The organism is Brevibacterium epidermidis NBRC 14811 (assembly GCF_001570805.1).
Classification (GTDB): domain Bacteria; phylum Actinomycetota; class Actinomycetes; order Actinomycetales; family Brevibacteriaceae; genus Brevibacterium; species Brevibacterium epidermidis.
This window is the reverse complement of sequence record NZ_BCSJ01000019.1, coordinates 24,495-45,482: the sequence shown is the minus strand read 5'-3', so window position 1 is coordinate 45,482 and position 20,988 is coordinate 24,495. Positions and strand designations below refer to the sequence as shown.

The 20,988-nt window shown below is 65.5% G+C and carries 18 protein-coding genes; 10 read left to right on the top strand and 8 right to left on the bottom strand.

Annotated features, from left to right (window positions below; translation table 11 throughout):
* Positions 1-104 precede the first annotated feature (104 nt).
* Positions 105-659: a hypothetical protein gene (locus BEP01S_RS15965; protein WP_039208075.1), complete on the top strand. Its 555-nt coding sequence runs from the start codon at positions 105-107 to the stop codon at positions 657-659.
* A complete protein-coding gene (locus BEP01S_RS15960) occupies positions 656-1,543 on the top strand; it encodes an HTTM domain-containing protein (protein WP_152609603.1) in 888 nt (295 codons plus the stop codon). Before BEP01S_RS15965 ends, BEP01S_RS15960 begins: the two co-directional genes overlap by 4 nt.
* Here BEP01S_RS15960 and BEP01S_RS15955 read toward each other — a convergent pair.
* Entirely contained in the window at positions 1,467-2,393 is a 927-nt protein-coding gene (locus tag BEP01S_RS15955) for a LysR family transcriptional regulator (protein ID WP_062245349.1), read from the bottom strand. The genes BEP01S_RS15960 and BEP01S_RS15955 overlap by 77 nt on opposite strands.
* 104 nt (positions 2,394-2,497) lie before the next feature.
* Between BEP01S_RS15955 and BEP01S_RS15950 the strand changes: the two genes are divergently transcribed.
* Entirely contained in the window at positions 2,498-3,442 is a 945-nt protein-coding gene (locus BEP01S_RS15950; protein WP_062245346.1) for an EamA family transporter, read from the top strand.
* A 10-nt stretch (positions 3,443-3,452) separates the two neighbouring features.
* Here BEP01S_RS15950 and BEP01S_RS15945 read toward each other — a convergent pair whose 3' ends face one another.
* From BEP01S_RS15945 to BEP01S_RS15935, 3 genes are all read right to left on the bottom strand, one after another.
* Complete coding sequence (locus BEP01S_RS15945) at positions 3,453-4,934, bottom strand: phytoene desaturase family protein (RefSeq protein ID WP_062245344.1); 1,482 nt, start codon at positions 4,932-4,934, stop codon at positions 3,453-3,455.
* A gap of 55 nt (positions 4,935-4,989) precedes the next feature.
* Entirely contained in the window at positions 4,990-5,295 is a 306-nt protein-coding gene (locus BEP01S_RS15940) for a TenA family protein (RefSeq protein WP_062245341.1), read from the bottom strand.
* Positions 5,296-5,402: 107 nt separating this feature from the next.
* The gene (locus tag BEP01S_RS15935) at positions 5,403-6,428 is read right to left on the bottom strand and encodes an ATP-grasp domain-containing protein (protein WP_062245338.1); all 1,026 of its coding nucleotides are present in this window, start codon (positions 6,426-6,428) and stop codon (positions 5,403-5,405) included.
* 121 nt (positions 6,429-6,549) lie between these two features.
* Between BEP01S_RS15935 and BEP01S_RS15930 the strand changes: the two genes are divergently transcribed.
* The 4 genes from BEP01S_RS15930 (at position 6,550) to BEP01S_RS15910 (ending at position 10,743) form a co-directional block, all read left to right on the top strand.
* Positions 6,550-6,912 carry a VOC family protein gene (locus BEP01S_RS15930; RefSeq protein ID WP_062245335.1) on the top strand — a complete coding sequence of 121 codons (363 nt, stop codon included), beginning with the start codon at positions 6,550-6,552 and terminating at the stop codon, positions 6,910-6,912.
* A gap of 47 nt (positions 6,913-6,959) precedes the next feature.
* Positions 6,960-7,556: a HutD family protein gene (locus BEP01S_RS15925; RefSeq protein ID WP_062245332.1), complete on the top strand. Its 597-nt coding sequence runs from the start codon at positions 6,960-6,962 to the stop codon at positions 7,554-7,556.
* A gap of 171 nt (positions 7,557-7,727) precedes the next feature.
* Positions 7,728-9,029, top strand: a complete 1,302-nt coding sequence (locus tag BEP01S_RS15920; RefSeq protein WP_062245330.1) for a hypothetical protein — start codon at positions 7,728-7,730, stop codon at positions 9,027-9,029.
* Between the two features lie 235 nt (positions 9,030-9,264).
* Positions 9,265-10,743: a catalase gene (locus tag BEP01S_RS15910; protein ID WP_062245324.1), complete on the top strand. Its 1,479-nt coding sequence runs from the start codon at positions 9,265-9,267 to the stop codon at positions 10,741-10,743.
* A 107-nt stretch (positions 10,744-10,850) separates the two neighbouring features.
* Here BEP01S_RS15910 and BEP01S_RS15905 read toward each other — a convergent pair whose 3' ends face one another.
* Entirely contained in the window at positions 10,851-12,782 is a 1,932-nt protein-coding gene (locus BEP01S_RS15905; RefSeq protein WP_062245321.1) for an aconitate hydratase, read from the bottom strand.
* A gap of 232 nt (positions 12,783-13,014) precedes the next feature.
* On the opposite strand from BEP01S_RS15905, the gene BEP01S_RS15900 reads away from it, so the two are divergent.
* Both BEP01S_RS15900 and BEP01S_RS15895 read left to right on the top strand, forming a co-directional pair.
* Positions 13,015-13,860, top strand: coding sequence for a DNA-formamidopyrimidine glycosylase family protein (locus BEP01S_RS15900; RefSeq protein ID WP_062245318.1), 846 nt, complete (start codon positions 13,015-13,017; stop codon positions 13,858-13,860).
* Between the two features lie 126 nt (positions 13,861-13,986).
* Positions 13,987-14,949 carry an aldo/keto reductase gene (locus tag BEP01S_RS15895; RefSeq protein ID WP_062245315.1) on the top strand — a complete coding sequence of 321 codons (963 nt, stop codon included), beginning with the start codon at positions 13,987-13,989 and terminating at the stop codon, positions 14,947-14,949.
* Positions 14,950-15,034: 85 nt separating this feature from the next.
* On the opposite strand, the gene BEP01S_RS15890 is transcribed toward BEP01S_RS15895, so the two are convergent.
* The 3 genes from BEP01S_RS15890 to BEP01S_RS15880 form a co-directional block, all read right to left on the bottom strand.
* A complete protein-coding gene (locus tag BEP01S_RS15890) occupies positions 15,035-16,270 on the bottom strand; it encodes a threonine/serine exporter family protein (protein WP_062245312.1) in 1,236 nt (411 codons plus the stop codon).
* Between the two features lie 120 nt (positions 16,271-16,390).
* Positions 16,391-18,031 (bottom strand): GMC family oxidoreductase, encoded by a 1,641-nt coding sequence (locus BEP01S_RS15885; protein ID WP_083532776.1) that lies wholly within the window; start codon positions 18,029-18,031, stop codon positions 16,391-16,393.
* 191 nt (positions 18,032-18,222) lie between these two features.
* Entirely contained in the window at positions 18,223-20,160 is a 1,938-nt protein-coding gene (locus BEP01S_RS15880; protein ID WP_062245308.1) for a primary-amine oxidase, read from the bottom strand.
* Positions 20,161-20,260: 100 nt separating this feature from the next.
* Here BEP01S_RS15880 and BEP01S_RS15875 point away from each other — a divergent pair, with 100 nt between their 5' ends.
* On the top strand, positions 20,261-20,857 hold the full coding sequence (locus BEP01S_RS15875; RefSeq protein ID WP_062245303.1) for a TetR/AcrR family transcriptional regulator: 597 nt from the start codon (positions 20,261-20,263) through the stop codon (positions 20,855-20,857).
* Positions 20,858-20,988 lie beyond the last annotated feature (131 nt).

Genomic DNA, 20,988 nt, shown 5'->3' with positions numbered 1-20,988 from the left:
CCCAGCAACCTGGCGCGAGGTTGCTGGGCCGCCGTCAGGTAGTAATGGGCGGATAGGATTGTCTGCGAACGAGCCGCACCCGAGAGGACGAGTCCCGTAAGCGTATGGAAGAGAAGAAGCGCCGCCTCCTGACGAGCCAGGAACCCGGCTCCGGCAGCCTGGCTGACTCCGGCACGTCCACCGGCTCCCGCAGCTCCAAGGCTCAGGCCCGGGTCAAACCGCTGTCGAAGTTCTCCATCGGCTGGCGCATCATCGTTCCTGCCATCGCCTTCGTCATCCTCACCTGCGGACAGTTCCTCAACACGAACGACTTCTTCCCACTAGGATCGCTCACCCAGTACGCCACCGCCAAAGACCTCAACGGCACGGTCGGCTCCACGTGCATCGAAGCCCAATTCCCCGGCGAGGACGAACCACGCCGCCTCGGGTTCAACACCGCGACCGTCGGCATCGAACGCGGGGACGTCGAGTCCCAACTCGACCGCGTCATCGCCCACCCCGAACTGATGCAGTCGATGGCCGACTCGTACGTGCGCCTGCATCCAGACGAACCGATACCCGAAACGATGATCCTCTGCCGCACCACCACCCAGCTGAAGAACGGCCTGGCCGTCGGGGAACCCGAACAGACGACGCTGGCGGAATGGGAGGTCCGATGAGCGGCAACCGAACCTTGACGAACACCCCCGCCGAGGCGGCGTCCGCGAATCCGTTCCTCCGCTGGTTCATGCCTGCCGTGCCCTTGGCCCGGGTGGCCGTGTTTCGAGTGTTCATCTACGTCTTCATCATCATCGATGTACTCACGATCTCCGGTGACGTCATCGCCCACGGCTGGACACCCGAGTTCTACCAGCCGCTGTGGCTGGCGAGGTTCCTCCACATCCCCGCCGTCAGCGTCCTCGGCGCGCAGATCCTGCTCGCCCTCATCATCGTCTTCTCTCTCCTCGCTGCCGCGGGGATCTTCCAGCGCATCAGCGGCTGGGCCGTGGCGATCACCTTCGGGGCGTGGATGTTCTACACGCAGGGTTACGGCTACGTCGCGCACGACCATATGGCGCTCGTCATCGCAGCCTTCGTCCTGCCCACGATCGGAACGGCGCGGTTCCGGGACGTCGGCACCGCCTCGGCGAGGGCCGGCTGGGCACTGCGCGTCGTGCAGATCGCGGTCGTGCTCACCTACTTCTACTCGGTGCTGATGAAGTGGATCGCCTCGGGCAACATCACGCATTGGGCCAACGGCGCGGTCATCATCTGGGCGCTCATGCGGCGCGGCGCCGAATGGTCGAAGCCATTCCTCGAGATGCCCGGCCTCCTCATCGCCGCACAGTGGGCGACGCTCGTCTTCGAGTTCCTCTCACCCGTCGCCCTGTTCCTCAAGGGCAAGTGGCTCTACGGGGTCGTCGCCTTCTTCTGCCTCTTCCACCTCATGACCTACATCGCACTCGGCATTCACTTCCTGCCGACCGTCATCTGCTGGGCGGCGTTCCTGCCCCTGGAGAAGCTTGTGCCGAAGCGCTTCGCAGCGCCTCGAGCACTCGCGTGACCGCTCGGCGACCGGGCGCATCCGGCCGCATCACCGCGACGACCCACCTAGTCGCCGCGACCCCGGACAGGGGGATGAGCCGCAGACCGGCATTCCGAGGAGTTGTGAACCGGGGCAGCAGCGCCACGTGGTCACCGGCCGCGACGAGAGCTTCGATGAGCCGGTTGTCCCGGATCCGCTGAGTGACCTCCAACGGCTTTCCGGTGACATGCTCGATCGAGGTGAGGATCGTGTCGAAGGGGAATCCGCGCGGCACCCCGATCCACTGCTCGTCGACGAGATCGTCCGGCTCCACCGAGTCGCGGCCGGCCAGGGGATGGTCATCGGCGACAGCGACGTCGATGGGTTCCCGGGCCAGAGGTTCGACGGTGAGCCCGTCCGTGCCGACCGGCCGTTGGGAGATGAGCGAATGCGCGATAACGAGATCGACGTCGCCGCGCAGACCGGCGAATTCGTGTTCGGCAAGGTCGACGTCGATCGTGTTCACGCGGATCCGCGGGCTCGTCTCCCGCAGAGCGGTCAACGCCGCCGGAATGAGGTAGGTGAGCGCACTGGGCAGGCCCGCGATGCGGACCTCGCCGGATTCCTCGCCGAGGTAGTCCTCCCACTCCGCTTGTACGTCGGCGATCGCTGTGGCCACCTGCCGACCGCCGGCTGCAAGCAGCCGACCGGCCGGTGTCAGCCGCAGCCCGCGCCCATCGGGTTCGACGAGGGCACGTCCGAACTCCCGTGTCGCGGCCTTCAGCTGCTGGGACACCGCCGACGGAGTGCGGAATGTCGCTTCTGCGACGGCCGTGACGCTGCCGCGTTCGTCGAGTTGGCGCAGCAGTTCGAGATGCCTGGGGTCCATGGTCTCAGGCTACGTCCCGGTCAGCTGATTATGAAGTCTGACTTCATGGTTGTGTAAGAAACTTTCGATTGTGTGAATAGTACCGGGCACTCGAGAATGGGAGCATGTCGTTCAAGCACTGTCTTCTCGCCGCCTCGGTGGCGATCATGTGGGGACTCAACTTCCTCGCCATCGACCTCTCCCTGGCGCAGTTCCCACCGTTCCTCCTCGTGGCCATGCGGTTCGCGCTCCTCGCGATTCCAGCGCTGCTCTTCGTCCCGAAACCCGATGTCAGGCTGCGCTGGATCATCGGCTACGGACTCGGGTTCGGGCTGCTGCAGTTCCTCTTCCTCGACTGGGCGATGGACGCCGGCATGCCCGCGGGGCTTGCCTCACTTGTGCTGCAGGCCTCGGGGCCCTTCACAGTGCTGCTGGGTATGACGTTCCTGCGGGAGAAGGTCCGCGGCTCCCAGATGGCATTCCTCCTCATCGCAATGGCCGGTCTCGCCGTCGTCGGCTGGCAGCGCTTCGACTCGCATGCGAGCATCCTGCCCTTCCTCCTCACTCTGGCCGGGGCCTTCGGCTGGGCGATCGGCAATATCTGCAATCGGCGGGCGCACACCACGGAACCGATCAAGCTGACGATGTGGATGTCCGTCGTTCCGCCGGTGCCGATGTTCCTCCTCTCGCTTGCAGTGGAAGGACCGGATCGCATCGGCGACTCTTTCCACGGGCTGGCGACTCCGACCGGGTTGTGGGCGATAGCGGGACTGATCTACACCGTGGTCGTCGCGACGATCATCGGGTCGGGCGTGTGGTCGTGGCTGATGTCGCGCAATCCGGCCGGAGTCGTCGCCCCGTTCTCCATGCTCGTGCCCGTCGTCGGCATGAGCGCCGCGTTCGTCGTCTTCGGCGAACGCGTGAGCATCGGAGAGCTGTGCGGCGCCGTCCTCGTCATCATCGGCGTCCTCGGCGCGGGGCTCAAGGCTGCGAAGGGTGCGAGGATCGCCGCCGCCGAGGTGGTCGTGCCCATGGGTGCGGAAGTGGAGGATTCCCTCAAGGCCGGTTGAGGGCTGTACCTTAGTCGCCCGGTTCCAGGCTGGGTGCTTCGTCGATGCCGAAGCGGGTCTTCAGTGCTCGGCGGGCGGCGAACCAGCCGTTCATTCCGTGGACGCCCGGAGCCGGCGGAGTCGCCGCCGAGCACAAGAAGGCACCAGGCGCGCCGAGGCTATAGGAATCCCAAGTCAGACGCGGGCGGGCCATCATCCGATAGAAGGACACAACGCCGGTGGCGATGTCCCCGCCGATGTAGTTCTGGTTGTGACCGGCCATCTCGGACGCGGGGATGGCATTGTGCGCGACGATGCGGTCGCGGAAGCCAGGTGCGAAGCGTTCGATCTGCCTCGTGATGTATTCAGTCGGGTCGAGCGGGCAGTCGAAGGGCACGTGCGCGTACGTCCACAACGGCCGCAGCCCGCCAACCTCGCGGGACTTGTCGAAGACCGTCGGGTCCGAGACGAGGCACACGGGATCAGCCGGCATACGTCCGTTCATCACCTGCGCCTCGGCGGCGGCCATCTGCGCTCTGGATCCGCCGACGTGGATGGTCCCGGCGCGCCCCACCTCGGGGTCGGACCAGGGGACCGGTCCGTTGAGGACGAAGTCGACCTTGGCCGCGGCGTTGCCGTGTTTGAAGCTGCGCAGGCTCTTATCGACCTGAGCGGGCAGCAGGCCGGAGAAGATCTGGGCGGCGTTCAGCGCCGAGGTGTCGAGCAGGTAGGCGCGGGCCGCGGGCATGTCCGAGACATGGTCGACGCGGGCATTCGTACGCACTGTTCCGCCGTGTGCTTCGAGGTCGGCGACGAGGTGGTCGATGATCGCCTGCGAACCGCCGATCGGGGAGGGCCACCCGCCGGCGTGGGCGACCGTTGAGAGCATCGTCGCCGTGGCGGCCGTGCCCATCGCCGGCAGTCCGCCGATCGCGTGCGCGGCGACTCCGGTGAACAGGGCCTGGCTCGATTCGTGGGAGAGAGGAATGTTCCAGGCAGGGCTCGCTTGAGAGAGCAGCCGCAACCCGAATTTCACGACGTTCGCGATTCCGGGAAGGTCGCGCAGAGTCTCCGGCACCGAACGCTTGTCACCGAGGGAAAGCCAGATCGCGTCATCGACACGGTCGAGCAGCGGGGCGAAGAATCGCCGCCATTCGGGTCCGGCCTCGCCGAGGCGGTCGACCGTTTCGTCGAGATCGTGGAAGGCCAGCGCGGCCGGTTTCCCGTCGAGAGGTTGGGCGTAGGAGATCTCGGGAGTCGTCAGCTCCATGCCGCGGGCACGCAGGTCGAAGTCGACGAAGAAGGGGCTGGCGATGGCCAGCGGGTGGACGGCCGAGCAGATGTCATGAGTGATGCCGGGAGCCAGCCCGAGGTCGAGGGTGCGGGCACCGCCGCCGATCGTCGGCTGAGCTTCGAACACTTCGACGGAGAGGCCCGCGCGGGCCAGGGTGACCGCGGCGGCCATGCCGTTCGGTCCGGAACCGACGACGACTGCATCAACCTCAGTGCTCATGAGTCCAGTCTAGGGGAGTGGGGTGACGCGGCTGCCGTGTGCGGTTCCGGGCGGTTCAGTTTTCATAGACATTGTCGAAGAAGGCACATTCGAGATCGACGGCCTGCCGCCAGGTGCGGGCCAGGGTCTCGGCCTCTGAACCCTGGTTGTCGTCTGTCGGGAACACGCGTTCGAGCTCGTCGACGAGGAACTGCACCCATCCGCGGAAAGCCTCGCCCCGGTGGAGGTCGATCCATCCTCGGTGAATCTGTCGCTGCGGCATTTCCTCGCGGGATTCGGCCCAGTCGAGGTAGAGCCATTCTGCGACGACAAGGACGACGAGCAGCTGCGGATACGACGCCGAGGCGACTGCCGAGTCCATAAGATCGCGGAAGCCCGCCGTCGGTGCGGCCAGTTCAGGTTCAAAGGGTCTGCGTACGCACTCTCAGCGCCCGTCGATCGGCGCTCCCCTGTAGCTCTTCGACACTATCACCGGACTGTGGACCCGACGGGGGACACTGACGGTGGGGCCGCCTCGGCGAGGGCATCGGCGATGAAATCGGCGATACGGTCCGCGGCAGGCTGACGACCTGCCGACTGTTCGGCGGACTCAACGGACGGGTTGTAGTTCGTGTTCGTATTGATGTCGTAGACGACCTGCCGGCCGTCAGCGGTCTCGATGAACTCGATGCCGGCGATCTCGATGTTCAGGTCGGCCAGCAGTGTTTCAAGACGGCTGATCAGCGGCGTTGCGGCCGTGATCTCCTCACGGCGAGCGAACGGGGGAGCCGCCTCGACGACGGTGTCAGTCCCTGCACCGGGAACAGCGCACGCATCGGCCGGGCAGAGCTCGAACGATCCGCCGGAGACGTCGACGCGCACCGCATAGTGGAAACGTCCGCCGATGAACTCCGCGCGGGTGATGAACGGCTGCGCCGGCTGCACATACTCCTGGATGAGGGTGATGCCGTCGATCGGTGCATTCGCCCCGCCGGGTGCGAACTCATCGGCGGCGGCTGAGAGCTCGGCGTGGGAGTCGAAGCGACGCACGCCGAGGCCCTTTCCGCCCTGATTGTGCTTCGTGATGAACGGGGGAGTGAAGCCGCCAGCGGCCTCGACGAGCGCCTGTGGTCCGAATGCGGCTGCGGTGCGCGGCACGTCGAAGCTGCGGCCGGCCAGCTCGCGATGCTGACGGATCTTGCTCACTTCGAGCTCATAGACCCCGCGACCGTTGATGACGCGGCGGCCGGCGGCGGCGAGCCAGTCGAGGACCGCGCGCCCGTACTCCTTGACGTGCGGATCGGTTCGGGTGTGCGCCGACGCTGACAGCCGCGACCAGAACAGACCTTCTGGTGGTTCGGCTGCGAGGTCGATGGTGGTCTCGGGCAGAAGCCATTCGACATGTGCGACACCGAGGCGGTCGAGCGCCTCGGTGAACGGGGCGATCCATTCCGGATTGTCGTGGATGATGTAGACCGCCGGATCACCGGTGACGGGCAGGGCATGAGAACTCATCGCGAACCTTCACTATGGGGAGCCGATGCGGACTGCGGACGCATCGGCGGATCTGCTCAACAATCCTACTCCCCGGCGTCCAGCCCTTCGCCGTGTCAGTGCGGCGGCGTAGACTCGGGGCATGGCTATCGCAAAGCAGCCCGTTGTCGTAATCGATGCCCCTGACGCCCGTGAACTCGCGGAGTTCTACGGAAAGCTCCTGGATTGGTCTGTCACCGTCGACGAGGACGGCACCTGGGCAGAAGTCGTCTCCAACTCCTGGCCGCCGATCTGCATTCAGCAGGTGGAGGACTACCACGCACCCAGCTGGCCCGGCCAGGCTCACGCGCAGCAGATGCACATCGACGTCGTGGTCGACGATCTCGACGTCGCCGAAAAGGCTGTGCTCGAAATCGGTGCAGGCAAAGCCCCTGAACAGCCGGGAGAGACGTTCCGAGTGTTCCTCGACCCGGCCGGTCACCCGTTCTGCCTGTGCAAGGGATGACCACACCACCACCGAGGCGGCCCCACCCGCCCGTGGCGCGCTGAGTCATGCGCGCACTCGCTTCTTTCGCCGACCGTGGCCCCGTTCCGTGGGCCAACGGAGCCGGTCAGACCACTGAGCTCGTCTCCCTGGCCGACTCAGTGCGGCTGACTCCTGGGCTTCGTCCTTGGCGGCTGAGCATCGCCCGGCTCTCGCGTGTGGGCCCATTCTCGGCGTTGCCCGGAATGGCCCGCACCTTCCTTCCTACCGCCGAGGTGACACTCGACATCGACGGGCACGTGCACTCGGTGCCCGCGCTCCACCCAGAGCGCTTTCACGGACGTCAGGCCGTCAGCCTCGTCGGCATGGCGGAACCGTGTTTCGCCGTCAATCTCATGGTCGCCGACGAGGACACAGGCAGCACCGGCTGTGACGCCGCAACCGAATCGGGCAACTCGGGCCAGCAGTCCGAGTCTGCCTCCGGTGAGCTGCAGATGAGCATCGGCGAACCGGTCCCCACCGACGGGTCCCGGTTCGTGCTCACTCTCGAATCCGGCGCTGAGCACCCTCGTTTTCAACTCTTCGAACTCGAACCGGGTGAGGCTATTCCAGACGAGATTCCGGTGGCCGTTCTTCTCTCCGGAAGTGTCGACACGCACATCTGAGAAGTCCGTGAGAACCGATTGTCCTCGAGGTCACATTCTTGCGTATCGCCCCAGGTGGCGGCCCCGATTTCGAGCATGTCCATCAGGTCTTTCTCAGCTTCCAACGTGAAGTGTCAGGATGCCTGAACGTGGGAGTCCGAGAATGGTTGCACGCCGGATTTTGGAGGGACTTTGACGGTAGGCAACAGTGGCACGAACGAGCAACACGAGCACAACGATGAAACTCATCTGCCGGAGCATTCCCAGACGCTGCCGCTGATCACCGAAGAGATCGTCAGCTCTCACCCGGCCCCGGCGGCCGAACCCACCGAACACGTCGTCACCAAGGTGATGCCGCCCAATCCGATCCGCCACGATGGTGGGGCCACACAACAGCAGACTCAGACGGCGGCCGCCCCGACCGCCGTGGCCGAAGCGGCAGAGACGGTCGAAGACAAGAAGGCTGAGGAGAAGTCCTCGGAAGGCCGGATCTCCGCCACTCAGCTGCTTGCGGGTGCAGGCGCCGCGGCGACCTCGTCGGTCATCGGCGGTCAGCTCGGTGTCGCCGGCACGGTCGTAGGCGCCGGAGTCGCGAGCATCGTCACTGCCCTGGCGGTCACCCTCTATGGCCGCAGCCTCGACAAGGGCAAAGAGAAGATCCAAGAAGTCGGGTCCAAACTCGCCCCTGCCGTGAAAGCGAAGATCGCGAAGAATCCTTCTGAGAAGGCCACGTCCGTCGATCCCTCACTTGCCGAGGATTCGGCCTTCGCCCCACCTGAACCCGCTGGTGGCGATGCGAACGGAACAGCCGCCTCGGCGCCGGATGACGGAAAGGTCGAGGACGGCGAAGGCAGCGCGGCCGAGAACGGGCCCCGCACCTGGTGGCAGAAGCTGCGCCGCAAACGGGTCCTCTACCCGCTGACGATCGGCGTCGCCGCCTTCGGAATCGGACTCGGCGCGGTCGTCGTGGCCGAGAACTTCACCGAAGCCGATATCTCACCGGGCACCTCGCAGATCTCACGGTCGGTGACCGGGACCTCGACGAGCGACGAACCCGTCACCAACGACGGGACCTCTGACTCCGGAACCGGCGGTGACGATTCGTCGAGCGGATCCGGATCAGGCGCCGACAGCAGCCAGGGCTCGACGAACAGCGGATCGAACACGCAGAACGGTCAGTCCACCTCGGCGGGGGAGACCGGCACCGAAGGTGCCGCCGAGGGGCAGAGTTCGCAGGGCTCGGAGACGACGGGCACGAGTGACTCCACCGGCGACTCGACGACCACGGACGGGACCGATGCGAGCAGCGGTTCCACCTCGACCGACGGCACCGGCAGCACCGGGGACACCAGCGGCGGCACGAGCAGCAGCGGCTCCGGGTCGGACGGATCGGGCAGCGGTTCGGGCGGTGGTGCGGCAGGCTCCGGCGGTTCCGGAACCGGCGGATCGACGGGCGGTTCTGGCGGCGGACCTGCCGCCTCGGCGGAGGGGTGAGCCGACCAACACCGGGAACGGGAATTTAGACAGCCGACCCTGGGTTGTACATGGCAGAGAACATCGTTAAGTTGAAAGTGACTCCGACGAGGTTCCGCCGAAGTCGGGAAATCGAGATCAGGCGAACGGCGCTCAGCCGGTCGATCAGCTGCACCGGCGGGAAACATTTTTCACCGGTGGCCGTGATCGTTGACTGAATGTCGACGCCTGAAATCAAACGGTTGAAGGAGATGTGATGACGCAACATACAGATCATGAATACGCCGGACACGACAATAAGAAGGCCTCGACGACCGAATCCGGTGCGCCGAGGGAATCGGACGCTCACTCGCTGAGCGTCGGAGCGAACGGACCGCTGCTGCTCCACGACGTTGCGCTGGTCGAGAAGCTTGCTCGCTTCGACCGTGAGCGTGTGCCCGAGCGCAGCCCCCACGCCAAGGGATCCGGCGCGTTCGGTGAGTTCGAAGTCACCGCGGACGTCTCCAAGTACACGAAGGCCGACTTCCTGCAGCCGGGCAAGAAGACCCCGATGCTCGCTCGCTTCTCCACCGTCGCCGGTGAGCTCGGCTCGCCCGACTCCTGGCGTGACGTGCGCGGATTCGCGCTGAAGTTCTACACCGAAGAGGGCAACTTCGACATGGTGGGCAACAACACCCCCGTGTTCTTCGTCCGTGATCCCATGAAGTTCCCCGACTTCATCCACTCGCAGAAGCGCACCCCTGATTCGGGTCTGCGCAGCAACAACATGCAGTGGGACTTCTGGTCGCTCTCGCCCGAGTCGGCTCACCAGGTCTCCTACCTCATGGGACCCCGTGGTCTGCCCAAGAGCTGGCGCCACATGAACGGCTACTCCTCGCACACCTACATGTGGGTCAACGCCGAGGGTGAGAAGTTCTGGGTCCAGTACCACTTCCACACCGACCAGGGCGTGGAGAACATGAGCAACGAGGAAGCCTCGAAGCTCGCCGGTGAAGATGGCGACGTCCACCGTCGCGATCTGTTCGACGCCATCGAGCGCGGAGACTACCCGTCCTGGACCTTCAGCGTGCAGATCATGCCGTACGAAGAGGCCAAGGACTACCGCTTCAACCCCTTCGACCTGACCAAGACCTGGTCGAAGAAGGACTACCCGCTCATCGAGGTCGGCAAGTTCACCCTCAACGAGAACCCCTCGAACCACTTCGCACAGATCGAGCAGGCTGCCTTCAGCCCCTCGAACACCGTGCCGGGAACCGGGCTCTCGCCGGACAAGATGCTGCTGGGCCGCGTGTTTTCCTACCCGGATGCACAGCGCAACCGCATCGGCACGAACTTCAACCAGCTGCCGGTCAACGCTCCTGTCACGAAGACGAACTCGTACGACAAGGAAGGCCAGATGCAGTACCACCACTCGGGTAATGCACCGGTCTACGCCCCGAACTCGTACGGACGTTCCTACCAGGACGAGCAGGGCCCGGTCGACAACGGCTGGGAGGCCGACGGCGAGCTGGTGCGCAGCGCCTACAGCCTGCACGCCGAGGACGACGACTTCGGCCAGGCACACACCCTGGTCCGTGAGGTCTACACCGAGGAGGAGCGCCAGGGTCTCATCGAGACCGTCGCGGGCGGACTCTCCGACGGAGTCGAGGAGCCGGTGCTGTCGAATGCGATCCAGTACTGGAAGAACATCGACGCCGAGGTCGGCGCGGCTATCGAGGCCAAAGTCAAGGGCTGAAGCAGCCTGAGATCGTGAGCGCCTGACCGCTTGAGAGTTAGGCACGAGACGACGGCCCGGGACCTCCCCACCGCGGGAGTGTCCGGGCCGTCTTCTCTTTTTAATTACTACCCGACGGCGGCTCGTTGGGCGATGCGACCGCCGGCGAGAACCATCTCGACCTGACGGGGCGATAGACCATGGCGGAATTCGAACTTCCGTCCGGCCGCCTCGGCGGTGATCGTCGCCCCTTCACCGAGCTCATCGCGCAGACCGCGGAACTCAAGCACATCTCCCTCGGACAGTGACTCGTAGTCGGCCTCGTTGGTGAACTCCAGGGCGAGGACGCCGAAGTTCGCGAGGTTCTGCCAATGGATTCGTGCCAACGATTTTGCGACCACTACCCGCAGCCCCAGATAGCGCGGAGCGATGACCGCATGCTCACGTGAGGACCCCTGACCGTAGTTCTCGCCGCCGAGGATCGCGTGCCCGCCATCGTGCTCGGCGGCGCGGGTGGCATAGGTGTCATCGACCTGGATGTAGACGAACTCGGAGATCTTGGGAATGTTCGACCGATACGGCAGAACACGGGAGCCGGCGGGCATGATCTCGTCGGTGGAGACGTTGTCGCCGACCTTGAGCAGGATCTCCAGGTCGATATCATCGGGCAGCGGCTCGAAGTTCGGCAGGGTCGAGATGTTCGATCCCTTGACGAGTTCGACGCCTCGGGCTTCCTCCGGTTCCAGCGGCGGGACGAGCATCTTGCGGTTCGCGGAGTACTTCTCCGGAAGCCGCACCTGTGGGTAGTCCATGTCGAGGTCGCGAGGGTCGGTGATCTTCCCGGTCAGTGCGGCAGCCGCCGCTGTCTCCGGCGAACACAGCCACACGGAGTCCTCATCGGTGCCGGACCGGCCGGGGAAGTTCCTGGGCATGGTGCGCAGACTGTTGCGTCCGACCGCCGGTGCCTGCCCCATGCCGATGCAGCCCATGCAGCCGGACTGATGGATCCTGGCCCCGGACCCCACCAGCGAGGTCAGCCATCCGCCGGCGATGAGGTCGGCGAGGACCTCACGTGATGTGGGGTTGATGTCGAGTGAGATCTGCGGATGGATCTGTCGGCCGGCAAGTGTTTCGGCGACGACGGCGAAATCCCTCAGCCCCGGGTTCGCCGAGGAGCCGACGACGACCTGGAAGACGTCGTCACCGGCGACCTCGCGCACCGGAGTGACATTGCCCGGTGACGAAGGTGCGGCGATGAGCGGTTCGAGCTGCGAGAGGTCGATGCTGTCGGTGAGATCGTATTCGGCACCTGCGTCGGCCTCGATGCGGGTGAAATCCTCGCCGCGGTCGACGGCTTCGAGGTAGTCGCGGACGGCGTCGTCGGCGGGGAAGACCGTGGCGGTGGCGCCGAGCTCGGCACCCATATTCGCAATCACGTGGCGGTCCATGGCTGTGAGGTTCTTCAGGCCGTCGCCGTGATATTCGATGATCTTTCCGACTCCGCCCTTGACCCCGTGGCGTCGCAGCATCTCGAGGATGACGTCCTTTGCCGAGACCCAGTCGGGCAAGGTGCCTGTGAGCTCGACGCCCATGATCTGCGGGGCGCTGATGAAGAGCGGCTCACCGGCCATGGCCATGGCGATCTCGAGACCGCCGACGCCGATGGCGAGCATTCCCAGTGCTCCGGCGGCGCAGGTGTGCGAGTCGGAGCCGATGAGAGTCGCCCCGGGCTTGCCGAACCGGGACTGGTGGACGGGATGGGAGACGCCGTTGCCGGCGGGGGAGAACCACAGTCCGAAGCGTGCCGCGGCCGAGCGGAGGAATTCGTGGTCCTCCGGGTTCTTCTCATCGGTCTGGAGCAGGTTGTGATCGACGTACTGCACGGACAGATCCGTGCGGATCCGGTCGAGTCCGAGGGCTTCGAGCTCGAGCATGACCAGGGTGCCCGTCGCATCCTGGGTGAGAGTCTGGTCGATCCGGATCCCGAGTTCGCTTCCGGGAGTGAGCTCCCCGGACTCCAGATGCGATCGGATGAGCTTCTGAGCAACGTTCTCAGCCATTGTCCGCCTCCTTCGGCAGTCGGGGACCACCGAAACCACACGGCTTCCGGTGGTCAACCCACGCTAGTCCTCGATCGACGGGTTCTCAAGGTCGGTCGCCTGCTGCGACCGGGGTTGCGCGTCTCAGAACTACCTGACGGCGGCCCAGCAACCTGGCGCGAGGTAGCTGGGCCGCCGTCAGGCAGCAAAGAACGGTCTGTTGTGATCGGCGGACGGAGCGCATACTTGAACCATGCCGGAACTGCCTGAGCTTGATGCCCTCGTGGAGTTCCTGCGTCCGAGGCTCATCGGCGATTTCGTCACCCGTGCCGATACCGCCGAGCTCAGCCTGCTCAAGACCGTCGACCCCAGCATCGATGCGCTCGCCGGACTCGAAATCACCGAGGTGGACCGCCGCGGGCGAGCCCTCATCATCGGCTTCGACGGGCTCAACCTCGTCTGCCGGTTCGCCCGAATGGGCTGGCTGACCTGGCATGACACCGCACCGAGCAGCCCGATCCGGATGGGCAAGGGGCCGTTGGGGATGCGCGTGAGCCTGGCCTCGGGGGCCGCGTTCGACCTCATCGAACCCGGGTCGAAGAAGAACGCCGCCGTCTCACTCGTCCGCGACCCCACCGAGGTGCCCGCTCTCGCATCGCTCGGCCCCGACGCACTGAGCCTCACCGTCGACGGACTCGCTGAGGCACTGTCCGAGTCGACGTCTCGAATCAAAACCGTCCTCGAAGATCAGAGAATCATCGCCGGCCTCGGCAACGCCTACACCGACGAGATCCTCCACACCGCCCGGCTCTCCCCGTTCGCAACCGCGAAGACCGTCGACCCGCAGACGCTGCACAACGCCATCACCGAGGTGCTCGACACCGCCCGCACTAACCTCATCGGCCTGCCGCCGGGCAAGTTCAAAACTGCGAAGAAGCGCGGATTCTCCGTTCACGGCCGCACAGGTGAGACGTGCCCCGTCTGCAGGGAGACCATCGCCGAGGTGTCATTCGCCGACAAATCCCTCCAATACTGTCCCGGCTGTCAGACCGGCGGGAAGAAGCTGTCCGACCGCAGGATGGACCGACTGCTCAAATGATGGTGCACGGCCGCACAACGTTTCCCCGATCTCGGTGGCCCGGGAATTTCCGACCGGGGAAGAGCCGTTGTCAACGGTGAGCCGCCTCGTCGAGGTGGCCCTCACCCGAGAACGAAACGGAGCACCATGACGCAAGTCCAGATTCCCGGCACCGATTTGTCCATCTTCCCGATCAACCTCGGCACGAATACCTTCGGCTGGACGGCCGATGAAGCGCAGTCCCATGCCGTTCTCGACGCCTTCGTCGCCGGCGGCGGAAACTTCCTCGACACCGCCGAGTCCTATCCCGCCTGGGTGCCTGGCAACACCGGCCGCGAATCCGAGACCATCATCGGCACCTGGCTGGCGTCACGGGGCAACCGGGATCAGATCGTCATCGCCACGAAGGTCGGCGACCATCCCGACCACAAGACGCAGGACCCCGACTACATCCGCACCGCCATCGATGCCTCCCTGGAGCGCCTGCAGACCGATCACGTCGACCTCTACTATGCCCACCGTGATGATGAGGTGACCCCCATCGCCGAGGTGGCCCGCGTCTTCGATGAGATCGTCCGTTCCGGTAAGGCTTCGCATATCGCCGTGTCGAACTATTCGCCGGCGCGTCTGGCCGGGTGGTTCGCAGCGGCTGAAGACGAAGGGCTGGTCAAGCCGGTCGCGATCCAACCGCAGTACAGCCTCGTCTATCGGCGGGAGTTCGAGACCGATCTGGCCCCGGTGGCCGAGCGGCGCGATCTCGCGGTGTTCTCGTACTTCAGCCTCGCCGCCGGCTTCCTCACCGGCAAATACCGCACCGAAGCCGACCTCGCAGGGGCCGACCGGGGCGGCATGGTGCAGGGATATTTCAATGCCGAGGGGCTCAAGGTCGTCGACGATCTCGTCGCGATCGCTGATTCGTACAAGGTCGCCCCGGCGACTGTGGCGCTGTCGTGGCTGTTGGCCAAGGGCGTGACGGCACCGATCGCCTCGGCCCGCACCCCTGAGCAGCTCGATGCGGTCATGGCCGTACCGGGTCTTGAGCTCAGCGCCGACGAGGTCGACCGTCTCGACCGGGCCTCCGCGCCGTTCGCGCAGGAGGACCCGTCCTGACCTTCCCTCCCAATTACTACCCGACGGCGGCCCAGCAATCTCGCGCGAGGTAGCTGGGCCGCCGTCAAGTAGTAAGGGGAGTGCCTCAGGCGACGATCTCGTCCTTGGGCTCGGCGACGTGAGCGATGGCAGAGCCGATGACTGTGCCGATGGCGATAGTGAAGAATGTTGCCCCGGCTGCGAGCATGCTTCCGGCTACCCCGGATCCGTCGCCGAATTCGATCTGTGAGGCGTTGAGGAGGCCGAATGATCCGGGTGCGACAACGAGGAACGCAGGCACGAAGCTGATCCGCCAGATCGGACCTTTCGGCAGGCGTGAGAGCACGACGGCCACCAGCGATGCCGTCAATGCACCGGCCAGTCCGCCGATAGCCGCACCGAACTCGGCACCGATGCCCAGCTGAGCCAGCGCGGCCGCGGCGATGGTGAGGACGATCGGCACGGTGTGCTCGAGCGGAGTGTGCAGATAGATGATGAGCCCCAACGTCGCGGCAGCCACACCGAGGGCGGAGAGCCACCACGTGGAATCGGTGAGCTGGGAGTTCGCCAGCGCCTCGGCGCCGGTACCCGTGACGACTGCGGCACCGGCGACTCCGGCGATGAACATCGCCAACTGCACCGAGGAGGACACGAGCCGGGAGCTGCCGGCCGATAGTGCGCCAGCGGAGATCTCGGTCAGCCCGGTGACCACGGCACTGCCGGGCAGCAGCAGCGCCAACGTGGCGACGACCGTGCGCAGGGGACTCTCGAGCCAGTCGAGCCGGTATCCGGCAAGGACGATGACGGAGATGATGAACGCCGAGGCGACCGGCAGCAGCGGACCGAGGCTGGGATGTTTGGCGTTGAGTGCCAGGGCGCCGGCGACGATGAGTGAGCCGAAGGCGGCGAAAGCGAGGTTGACCAGTCCTGGTTCGAGCAGCAGGCACAGGCCGATGCCGATGGGCAGTGCGCCGAGGTAGGTCAGCCAGGCGGGCCAGCGTGGGGGAGTGCCGTAGACCTCGGACTCGATCATTCGGCTGGCGGCCTCGATGCCGAGTCGGCGTGCGCGCAGGGCATCGACGATGTCGAGCAGCTTCGCGGTCTGGTCGAAACGGAGATCGGCGCCGATGCGTTCGAACCTAGTGGCGCTCGATGACCCGACGGTGAGGAAGAGACCCTTGGGCAGTGCGGCGACGTTGATGGATTTCAGACCGACGGCGGGAGCGAGCCCGGTCAGGGCGTCTTCGACATCGACCGAGGAGATTCCACCGGCAAGCAGGCCGGTGCCGATGGTCACCAGCAGCTCTTGGGCGGGGACAGTCGACTCGTCAGCTTCGTGCACTTCCGGTCCCTCTCATCAGCTGGTCACTCACCGACCTCGAAGATACCAGCCCCTGCTACCCGACGGAGGCTCAGCAACCTCGCGCCAGGTTGCTGAGCCGCCGTCGGGTAGCAACAGGAGTCAGTGGGAGGCGGGGGCGGTGATGCCTTTAGCGGGGGAACCGACGAGTGCGGCGGCAGCACGCTCGGCGATCATGATCGTCGGCGCGTTCGTGTTCCCGGTCGGCACCTGCGGCATGATCGACGCGTCGGCCAGCCGGAGCCCGGTCAGACCTCGAACCTCGAACGTGCTCGGGTCGACGACCGCCTCGGCGTCCGTGCCCATCCGGCAGGTCCCGGCCTGGTGGTGATAGGTCACAACCGACCCGCGGACATAGTCCTCGAGATCGGCATCGGCTACCTCGGGTCCGGGATAGATCTCGGTGGGCTGCCACGACGACAGGGCTTCGGCTCGCCCGATCTCACGGCATTGCTTCACCGAGGCGACGAGGGCGTCGACATCGGCCTGTGCCGAGAGCACCTGCGGATCCACGACGAGTGGGTCCTGCGGATTCGGCCCGCTGAGCCGCACCTCGCCGCGGCTCTCCGGTCGAACCAGGCCACCCTGCAGGGTGAAGGCTCCGCCGGGACCCGGTCCGGTCTGCGCGGCTGGGGCGGCATCCTGGGCATACATCGGTACGGAGAAGAACAGCGGCTGAGTGTCGGGAACCGGGAGATCCGGTCGGGACTTGGCAAAGAAATGGACCTCGGCCGGAGCGACCTCTCCCATCGGCACCTCGCGATCTCCGGTGGAGAAGATGACCGGTGAGAGCCAATGATCTTGAAGATTCTTGCCGACTCCCGGCAGGTCAAGGACCGAGTCGATGCCGACTTCGGCGAGTTCTGCGGCGGGACCGATCCCCGAGCGCAGGAGCAGCTCGGGAGAGGCCAGGGCACCGGCGGAGAGGACGACTTCGTTTGCGGATACTGTGCCGACGCGGCCGCGGAAATCGATCTCGAGGCCGGTGACCGCGGTCCCGTCGAGGAGGAGCCGACGGGCGTGCGCCGAGGTGAGGATCGTGAGGTTCTTCTCGCCGAGGCGGGGCTTGAGGTAGGCGCGCCACGTGTTGAGCCGCTTGCCCTCGCGGACATTGAGTTGAATCTTGCCGACGCCCTCAACGGTGCCGGAGTTGTAGTCGTCGTTGACGGGCACGCCGGTCTGTGCGGCGGCCGCAAACATGTCCTCCTGAAGCGGATTGCGAGCATAGTCGACGCGCACATCCATCGGCCCGTCGGTGCCTCGGTTCTCAGTGATTTCCCCGTCATAGTTCTCGATGGCTTTGAATACCGGCAACACGTCGTCCCAGGACCATCCCGGGCACCCGGATTCGGCCCACTGTTCGTAGTCCCATGCATCGCCGCGGACCCAGATGACGGCGTTGAGGGCATTCGACCCGCCGAGCACTTTGCCGCGCGGGAGGTGGATGCGCCGGTCCATCGCAGCCGGCTGCGGGGGAGTGTAGTAGTCCCAGTCCTGCTGCGAATGCCAGATCAGTCCGAGGTTGTTGAGATGGTCGATGTTCGGATTGGTCTCGTCTCCGCCGGCCTCGACGAGGCAGACCTTCTTCCCGGCATCGAGCAGTCGACGGGTCAGCACGCACCCGGCCGATCCCGCGCCGACGACGACGAAGTCGAATCGCTCGTTCGGGAACTCGTCGGGGAATGTGTCCGGGTGGGCTGAGGTGTTCGTGGCCACGGTGCCTGATTCATTGTGGGTTGTCATGGCCACAGATTAGTGATGGCGGTCACCGGTGAGGAATGCCTGCAGTCGAGGTGTGCACGATTCGGCAAGTCGTCGGCGAGGGTGGTGCGCGCATCGTCAATTCCGTTCCCACTCGACGTCTCCGTGCTACCTGACGGGGGCCCAGCAACCTGGCGCCAGGTAGCTGGGCCCCCGTCAGGTAGTAATTGGGGTTAGGAGTCGCAGCAGGTGGGGCCGGACTCCGGAGAGGGGACGTCGAGGACAGGGGAGCGGTCGAAGAATCCTTCGGGGCGCAGCTTGAAGCCGACGGTGTCGACGGGCATGATCGGCCAGTCCTCGACGCGCGGGAAGTGCGTGAGACCGAAGCTGTGCCAGACCACGATCTCCTCACCGTCGACGCTGCGATCGGCCGCCGTCCACGCCGGAAGTCCCGCGTGGCCGGGATGCTGATTCGGGAAGTCCCCGGTCGGATAGCGTTCGTCCTCGTGATACTGCGAGACCCACAGCGACTTCGACGCGAACGTGGCGCGGCGATGGATCGACGTATCCTCGGCGGCGAGCAGTGTGGGCAGGCCCATCGGGTGCAGCTTGTAGCCGACCGGTTCGCCGAGGCGGTTGGTCGACTCCGGATTTGTCACCACCCAGGTCCGCGCCTTCGACTGATCCGCATCTCGTTGTGCAGCTGACTCGGTTGCCAGAATGGTTCGGGACCGGCTGAAGGCGTTGCCGCGCGGATTGTCCTGCGAGACCGGCAGACGCACCACGTCCTCCTCCTCGACCCGGCACTTGCCGTCGTCGAGGGCGAAGTCGAGTCGAGCACCGAAGAGATGCTGGTGGAACGGCGCACCGAGACCGGGCGCGATCTCCGAGGCGAAATCCGTCGACCCGTTCGGCAGCGCCGAGGTGAAGACGACGCCGGTGGCCTTGGCCTCGAATTCGATAGTGCCGTCGAGGTAGAGGTACCAGTAGAAGCCGTAGTCGTAGTTGCCAACCGTGGTGAAGAACGAGACGACGAAGCGGCGGTTGCGCCGGGTGTAGGCGACGCCCGACCACAGGTCCGAATGTTTGGCCAGGATCGACGCGTCCTCCTCGTGCATGCAGATGCCGTTCTTGATCTGCCGAGGTTCGCCGAGGTTGTTCGCCACCCACGGCGACAGATAGGTGATATCGCCGAGGCAGTCACACCCGAGCTCAAGCGAGTTCGCCCATTGCCCGACGAGGTATTCGCCGGTGTCGAAATAGTTCTGCCACGACCGCACCGGTGACGGGTCACCATAGGGAACGACCATCTCGGCGATGGCCGCCCGGTCGAGGATCGTGCGACGGCGCTCGCCATCGTCGAAGGCGATGTTGTGGAGGACGAGACCCTCACGCATATCGAAGCCGACATCGAACGACCACTTCTCCCATTCGATGTGGTTGCCCTCGGTGACGGTGAAGCTCGGGCCATCCGGCTGCGTGATCGAGATCGGCTTCTGTGTGGTTCGCACGGGTCCGGTCAGCTCCGGATCCGTGTAGTTCCCGTGCTCGGACGGCACCGGAACGTTTTCGAGGTCGAGAATCTGATCGACGGCCTCGTTCGTGACGTCAACGTAGGCGACGAGTCCGTCGATCGGGTGTGCCCACGCCGAGTCCGACTCATGCTGCTGGTGGAACGCCAGCCCGCGCAGGATCCGCCGTCCCTTCTCCTCCGGGTACTCGAAGACACCGGCCGACAGCGGTGCCACCCGCACCTCCTCGACGGACAGTCCGCGCTTCTCCAGGCTGGCCAGCCACGTCGGATCCGTGGCGAGGACCTCTTCGACGACTTCGAACTCCTCTTCCATGACGGGAAACTCGCCCTCTTCGGCGGAGTCCACCTCGGTGACGGAGACGATGGTCTCCCGGGTGGCCGAGACGACGATGTCGCGGGCGGTGCCGGCGGACTTGTCGAGGATGAAGGCGCGGAAACGGCGATCCACCTCGGCGGTGGTCCGATCCGTGCCGCGCACGGGATCGAGCAGGCCGACGTAGGCCATGCGCGCGGAGTCGGGGAACTGCCCGGCCGAGCGCAGCACCGCGGTGACGGCCCGGATCTCGGCCTCGGTCGGCAGGGTGAAGGGGGTGGCGGTGGTCGCCTCGGCGACGGGAGCGGAGGAATGGCAGGACATTGTGCACCTTTGCAATCTGGGCCTGTGGGCTGAGTCACGCTAAAATCTACACTTGTAGGAAATAAAGTCAAGACCCGATCTGCATCCCGATGGAGGACCCATGCCCAAGATCGTCGACTACGACCAGCGTCGACGGGACCTCGTGCAGGCGACGCTGCGCCTGATCGTCCGGCAGGGACTCGACGGGGCGACGATGCGCGATATCGCGACCGAGGCGGGCTTTGCCAACGGGGTCGTCAAAACGTACTTCGGTTCGAAGGCGGACCTCCTCGCCGCTACCTACCTCTACGTCTTCGAAGCCACGAACGCCAGGGTGGCGACCTCGACAGCGGGCCTGCGCGGAGTTGATGCACTGCGCGCCTTCGCCCATGAGGTGCTCCCGGTGACTCCGGAGCTGCACGATGAAGCGCGTGTCGTCCTGTCCTACCTCGCCGAGGTGGCCCAGAACCCCGAGCATGCCCGCACGACCGCTGAAACCATGGAACTCTGGCGAGAGTGGATCGGATCCTGGCTCGGTGAGGCCGATGCCGACGGTCGGCTGCGTTCCGAGGTTGACGTCGAATCCGAGACCGAGGTGCTCCTGACGTATCTCCTAGGGGCGCAGACGACCGCGATCATCGGCGGGCGCGGATTCGACTTCGCCGGCTTCCGGGCTCAACTCGACTACGTCATCTCCCGCCTCGACCGGAGGAGCTGATCCGGGCAGGGCCGGGGTGGGGCGAGTGGAAGGGGCCTTGCCGATGCAGGGTGACCAAATGGTCGGTAATCGGGTTCGGGGTCGTGACTGGCGCGACGGTTGGGGATAGAGTGACCGGACAACGGGCCTTC